Here is a 6,356-nt window from a genome sequence, read left to right on the forward strand (position 1 = left end):
ATGTAAGGAGCGATTTTAATGGATACACAAGAAAAGTTAGATGCAGATAAATATATACACATTTTACAACGTAAATTTGAAAGTATTTTAGGTACAGAGGGTCTTGATTTTTCTTTAAAATACATGTCAGATGATGAACATCTTTTCATAGAAAAAATCACATGGAATTTTAGAACACTTACCGATGGATTTGAAAATGCATTGCAATTTTTAATGGCGATTTTATCCGAATATTTTCCTATTTATAAGAAAGCTAATAATTCATTAGAAAAATCGATTGTTATTGATAACATATGTGATATTTTCATTTATTGCCTAATTTTAAATACTACTGACAAAAATTCACGACGTGATTACGTTCAAATGAATAAATTAAAAGCATTTATAAATGATTTGGTTGACTTAGCTTCTCAAACTTATGAACAAAGAATTTGTACAGCTAGCTTTATTTTAATAAAGCAGACACAGGATGCCAAAAATATTTTGCATAACTTAAATATAGATTTTATCCTATTTGAAGAAAAGAATTACATAAATATACCAGATATAAGCAAGTATTCTCGAGCATATAGATTAGTTGATGGCCTGTCATTGAGTTATGTAATCAATAGCGACTATCAAATTATTGGAATTGCTAAAAAAAGAAAAAGTCATCAGAGTATCAAAGAAATATGCAGTACTATAACCGATGATAGAGTACAATTTATTTACCTCAATGAAAAAAAAATCTATTGGCATCTTGATAAAGATAGAGTCTTACTTTCCGAAAATTTCCAATGGAAGCTAAAAGATTATAATGTAATAAAATCTATCTTAAAAGATATTATAGCTGATAGTCATAATCAAACTAATAGTGCATTCGATTCTCAAATTCAAATTTTATGCAATGTCATTAAAGACTTATCTAATACCAATACAGGTGCGTTGTTTGCAATACTGGATGATAATTTTTATTTTGAAGGAAAACTAAGAAAATATAGAGATAAAACCATTCTCAACGAAATTTTAGTGAGTGAAAAAGCTGAAACCGCTAACCTATATAAAAAAGTGATAACTAATCAAACTGATAATATTTCTATAAAACAAAATACAGATCCTTATCTAATAAAACTTATTGCTGACGTTGATGGTGCCGTTATTCTTAATAAAAAACTTAAAATATTGGATTTTGGCAGAATGATTCAACCTCAAAACATTGACGACTCTACCAATAATAATAAAAAATCAAAAAAATATTCTCAGAAAAATTTATTGGGCTACCTAAAAATAAATTCCGGAGCAGTCAAGATACTCTCGACAAAGTATCGGGAGGGGCACGTTCTATAGCAACTTTCCATGCCTCAACATTTGGCTTAGCGATAAAAATTTCAGAAGATGGCGGTATTACAATATATCGACGCCGTAAACTGATATTCAAATTATAGATTAAAAAGACAAAACACGACCTACGCGCACAACCACCGCGTAGATCGTGTTTTTTTCATTCCCTGCCCGATAGTGTATTCCTTCCACACCGGCCCCACTTGTCCCATCATATCTTCACCCAGCTGACAAGCTCTCCATATTCCAGACTATCCTTTCACATCATATTCCGAGCCTCTCAGCTTTATTATTCATGTCATGTCCAAGCGGGGCCTATATTCCAATTCCCCTCAATACGCACCCTATCTCTCGAGCTTTGGCACGCATGCGCTACTCGCTTCGCAAGCAACCGCGCAAGCTCATATTTCAATGAAACATATAGGGCCGCCAAAATACCGGTGCAAGCACCTTTTCGTATTTTGAGACGGCCATCGCTTCATCCAAAATCCTCTACGCATTGCGGCAGTTTCTCTTTCTATCATAGTTGCGTAGGACTCGTCCTGGTGCTTTGCACCTTCTCGGACCAGCCCTACGCCAAAACCAAAAATCTCATATTTTGTCGAATCTACACGATAAATTATTCATTTATTCATTTTCTACCACAAAAGTCGGTCAAAATAAAACGTGTAGAAACATGTATATACATATTTCTACATATTAATATAAATGTTTCTACATAATTACATATATCTCATAACAAGAAACACATCCCGCCCAGCGTCAATGTAAATCGCAACGTAGCGCAGCGGAGTGAGAATTTAAGAATTGACGCGACCCATTCCCTTCACGCTAAATGCCCGTCCAAACCCCCGTTTGGACCTGCCTAGTGGCGAGCGGTAGTTTTTTGGGGCGCCTTTTTTTCAAAAAAGGTGCGGTCTTTGCCAGAAAGTGTCCCGGACTCTTTTTCCATTTATATGCTAAAATAAAATCACTATAACACATCGGAGGTTCCGCGTATGCTAAATGGGCTCGATCATACAAGTTTGCAGATATTCAAACAGTTTGATGATGGCAGGACGCTAGGTGATATTGCAACGGATTTTGATGTAACGATAAACCAGGTGAAGAAGCTGAAGCGGTTTTATAATGGCATTCAAAAGACGCGCCTTTCATTAAATGAGGATGCGGCGCAGCAATTTGCGAGTTTAGGAACGAAGGCGGTCGTATTGCTTCCACTTCTGAAAGATAATCTCGATTTATTTGCAGAAGTGCTGATGGTCGCGGAACCTGAAATGCGACGTGAGGATTTGGAGCAATTGATGACTCATGCGAAGGAAAAAAAGCAGCGCATTGCGGAATTTAAACAGTATTACGAGGAACATTTATCGAAAATAGCTAAGCAGCAGAAAATCGGCACCCAGCTTGAAACAGATTTAAACGAAGTGCGACATCAATTGAAAGCTCAGTTGAAGGGGCTCAATAAGTATCCGAAGGCGGTACAGGAGAAACTGTTGTATTATGTAGGTCCATATGGCGAGCAGTTTGCGCTACGCCGACGCCTAGATAGCGGTTTCCGACGCGCTTTGACAGCGAAGGGGATTATTGAGCTCATTGATTATGTATGGGAGATTCACGATATGGATGCGTTTGCCGAGCACCTGGCCAGTCGCATGAAGCATGGCCATTACATCGAATGGAATGAGGACCGTGAATATCATCGCAATCCATACGGCACCGCAAGTTCTGAGGATTACACGCAGATTCGTTCGTTTACCGAGGAATTTGATGCGATGGAAGCCTTGCAGAACGACCATATGCAGGAGCTTGCAAACTTAAAATTAGAAACGAAGCAATTGGAAAAACAGTTGAAAGAAGCGCGCGCCGCCAGCCTCCAATCATTCCAGGAAGCAAACGAAGCCGCAGATTTAATGTCAACGCGGGAAATATTGCGACACCGAGAAATGCAAAACATCGCGCTGAAATGGCTCTATAATAACGGTTACGTCGCAGCACCCGAAGTGACGCTACCAAATATGCGCCGAGCAGATGTCATTGGCTATAACGCCGACAAAGTAATCATTATCGAAGTCAAAGCCAGCCACGAAGATTACAACCGCGATCATAAGTGGCCCGAATATCTACCGTACTGCGATGATTTCTATTTCTTCACAGACTTTTATATAGAAGAAACGCCAGTTGGCCAGCTGCGGGAAAAGGGTCGGAGCTTGGAAATTCAGTTAGAAGACACCATGCCGCATACTTGTAGAGATAGGGAAGCGGTGACGTATGCGGTCGGTAGGGCGCTGAGTAGAAAAGTGGTGCTGGGGTGGTAGTGACTAATTGTATAGAAAAATTAATACCCTTAAAAAAATATAACAAGGAGTGAACAAAATGAGCGAACAAAATATTGAGCATCATGTTAATGTAATTTCCAAACAATGGGAAATATTAAAAAGTGACCTTTCAAGCGGAAAAGTAAGATATGATGATATTCCGCAGCTACTATCACATTATACCTTCTTTAAAGTTTTTGCAGATTTATTTAAAAATACAAGTCATTTATTAGAAGTACCTTTATCCAGTATTACACAAATGTATAGAGGTGTTTCTGGAGAAATTGATATTGAAAATTATGAAAGAATGACACCTAAAATTGAATTCGCTACAAAAAATAATAGAATGAATCCCCCAGGAGAAGTTTTTATTTACCTAAGCGTACTAGGGAAAGATAAAGGAAAACCAGAAGCTTTAACCAAAAAATTTGTAATAACAACGGTTCTAAATGAAATTAGAGCTGAAAAAGGGACTAAAGCAACCATATGTAGATTTGATATTAATAGTATAGATAAAGAGAAAAAAATATTAAATATTTTTGGGGATACTAGTATACCTACAGAATCAAGGCAATTATATAAATATCTTTTTAAAAAAACTAGTGGAGGAAAAGATAAAGAAAAACTAGCATTATTATTAGCTAATGTATATTTCAATATCTTTTCTAATGAAGAAATTTTTAAACCTATTCATTCAACCCAAGAAGAAATAAAAGAGTATGAATATGCTCCTTTCCATGCTCTAGCAAATTATATTAAAGAGAAAGATTATGATGGAATACTTTTTAGAAGTACTGTACATAGAAACGGTACTAATTTAGTTTTATTTAATCCTGCTGATGTCCAAGTTGTTAAAGAATCGATGGAACATATAAATACAAATGACTATCTAACTTAAACACTGATAAAGATACCTATAACAACTTTAAATCATTCTGCTCTTACAAAATTACAAAAATTAGAACAATTATTAATTAAAATATAATTCTCCAAAACCATCCTTTTATAGACAAATCAAAACGCCACCTCAAATCAACATTGAAGCGGCGTTTTTTTAGTGGATTTTGTCTATAAACTCGTCTATAGTTAATATTATATAAAAGGTATGGAAGTAGACTAATTAACCTGCAGCACCGGGGCCAGTTGGTGCTACATAATCGTTACACACATAAGCATTTTTTCCTTTGTATCTGATTAAAGAATAATATCGTTTTTCTTTTTTGTTATATATACTTTTTTTGGCCGTTAGTACGGTGCCGTTTTTCAATTTTTCAACTACCCGATAGTTGGTACCTGGGCCACTTCTTACATTTAGACGACTTTTGTCTGAATCTAATTGTACAGTAATTCTCTGTGCATGAGCTTCTATTTTTTGAAAAGGTAAATCAGCTACTACTATAGTTCCACCAACTGTAATTGCAGCGGCTAATAATAATTTTTTCATAAAATCCCTCCTAACCAAATTTTAACAATCACTCATTTTGAAAGGAATGATAAATTTATGACACGAATTATCGGTTACATCCGTGTTAGTACGGAAGAACAGAATCTTGATATGCAGCGCCAGGCTATCGAAAAGTATGCGGCGGATCAACAGCTTGAATGCATTATATATGAAGAAAAGATTTCATCACGTAGGAAGGATCGCACTGAACTACAGCACGCTATTAAAGCAGCGGCGCGTGGGGATCGTTTTGTTGTATACAAACTAGACCGCCTTGCGCGCAGCACGAAGGAATTGTATGAACTAACGGAAACGATGCGGGAGCGCGATATTGATTTCGTAAGCATCAGCGATAGTTTTGATACATCAACAGCTACGGGGAAAGCCATGTTTGGGATGCTGGCGGTGTTCGCGGAATTTGAGCGCGACATTATCCAGCAACGTACAAAAGCCGGCCTCGAAGCTGCCAGGAAACGTGGCAAAATCGGCGGCCGACCAGCTATTGATGAAGATAAGAAACGCCGCATTCGCAAGCTCTACGAAGCGGGTGAAAGTGCTACCGATATTGCGAAAGAGTTCGGAATTGGGCGCAGTACGGTTTATAAAATGTTAAAGAGTGAATAAAGAAAGGCTCCTGGTTAGGGGCCTTTTCTGTTTATTTCTTTATAAAGCTATGGATAGACTACACTAAGTTGGACAGATAAAATAAGGGCTTGTAAACTTAGACTATAAACATAAGGGAGCGTGCTTTTATGACACGTCAACGTCGAACATTTACACCCGAATTTAAACTGCAATTAGTGAAGCTTTATGAAAATGGTAAACCTCGTGCTGAGATTGCCCGAGAATACGATATTACACCTTCTGCGCTAGATTGCTGGATTAAAAACCATAAAGAAACGGGTTCATTCGCTGCGAAGGATAATCGAACGGAAGAAGAAAATGAAATGGCTCGATTACGTAAGGAAAACCAACGTTTATTAATGGAGAACGATATTTTAAAGTAAGCGGCGCTGATCATGGGACGAAAATAAATGTGATTCGTAATAACGCTCACAAACATTCAGTATCAGCAATGTGCGACGTCCTCAATCTACCAACTAGCACGTATTATTATCATGCGGATATTTCCGGCAAACGTGCAAAAAAAGCCGAAGACTTGGCAATTTCTAAAAATATTAAACGCATTTTCAAAGGTAGCCGAAACAATTACGGCACACGTAAAATCAAAAAAGAATTAGCAAAATTACCTGAGCCAAAACACGTATCACGTCGCC

General features: G+C 37.2%; 5 protein-coding genes and 1 pseudogene. 5 read left to right on the forward strand and 1 reads right to left on the reverse strand.

Annotation, left to right across the window (positions count from 1 at the left end; translation table 11 throughout):
- Positions 1–18 precede the first annotated feature (18 nt).
- The 3 genes from KTHG_RS20730 (at position 19) to KTHG_RS20740 (ending at position 4,533) form a co-directional block, all read left to right on the forward strand.
- Positions 19–1,326 carry a hypothetical protein gene (locus KTHG_RS20730; protein ID WP_139996361.1) on the forward strand — a complete coding sequence of 436 codons (1,308 nt, stop codon included), beginning with the start codon at positions 19–21 and terminating at the stop codon, positions 1,324–1,326.
- Between the two features lie 992 nt (positions 1,327–2,318).
- Entirely contained in the window at positions 2,319–3,635 is a 1,317-nt protein-coding gene (locus KTHG_RS21685) for an MmcB family DNA repair protein (RefSeq protein WP_222424361.1), read from the forward strand.
- Between the two features lie 58 nt (positions 3,636–3,693).
- Complete coding sequence (locus tag KTHG_RS20740) at positions 3,694–4,533, forward strand: RES family NAD+ phosphorylase (protein WP_139996363.1); 840 nt, start codon at positions 3,694–3,696, stop codon at positions 4,531–4,533.
- 222 nt (positions 4,534–4,755) lie between these two features.
- Here KTHG_RS20740 and KTHG_RS20745 read toward each other — a convergent pair whose 3' ends face one another.
- Positions 4,756–5,079, reverse strand: a complete 324-nt coding sequence (locus KTHG_RS20745) for an SH3 domain-containing protein (protein WP_139996365.1) — start codon at positions 5,077–5,079, stop codon at positions 4,756–4,758.
- A gap of 57 nt (positions 5,080–5,136) precedes the next feature.
- Here KTHG_RS20745 and KTHG_RS20750 point away from each other — a divergent pair, with 57 nt between their 5' ends.
- Positions 5,137–5,703: a recombinase family protein gene (locus KTHG_RS20750; protein WP_139996367.1), complete on the forward strand. Its 567-nt coding sequence runs from the start codon at positions 5,137–5,139 to the stop codon at positions 5,701–5,703.
- Positions 5,704–5,831: 128 nt separating this feature from the next.
- Positions 5,832–6,356 (forward strand): annotated as a pseudogene (locus KTHG_RS22010) (transposase); the annotation flags it as partial.

Source organism: Kurthia sp. Dielmo (assembly GCF_000307285.2).
Classification (GTDB): domain Bacteria; phylum Bacillota; class Bacilli; order Bacillales_A; family Planococcaceae; genus Kurthia; species Kurthia populi.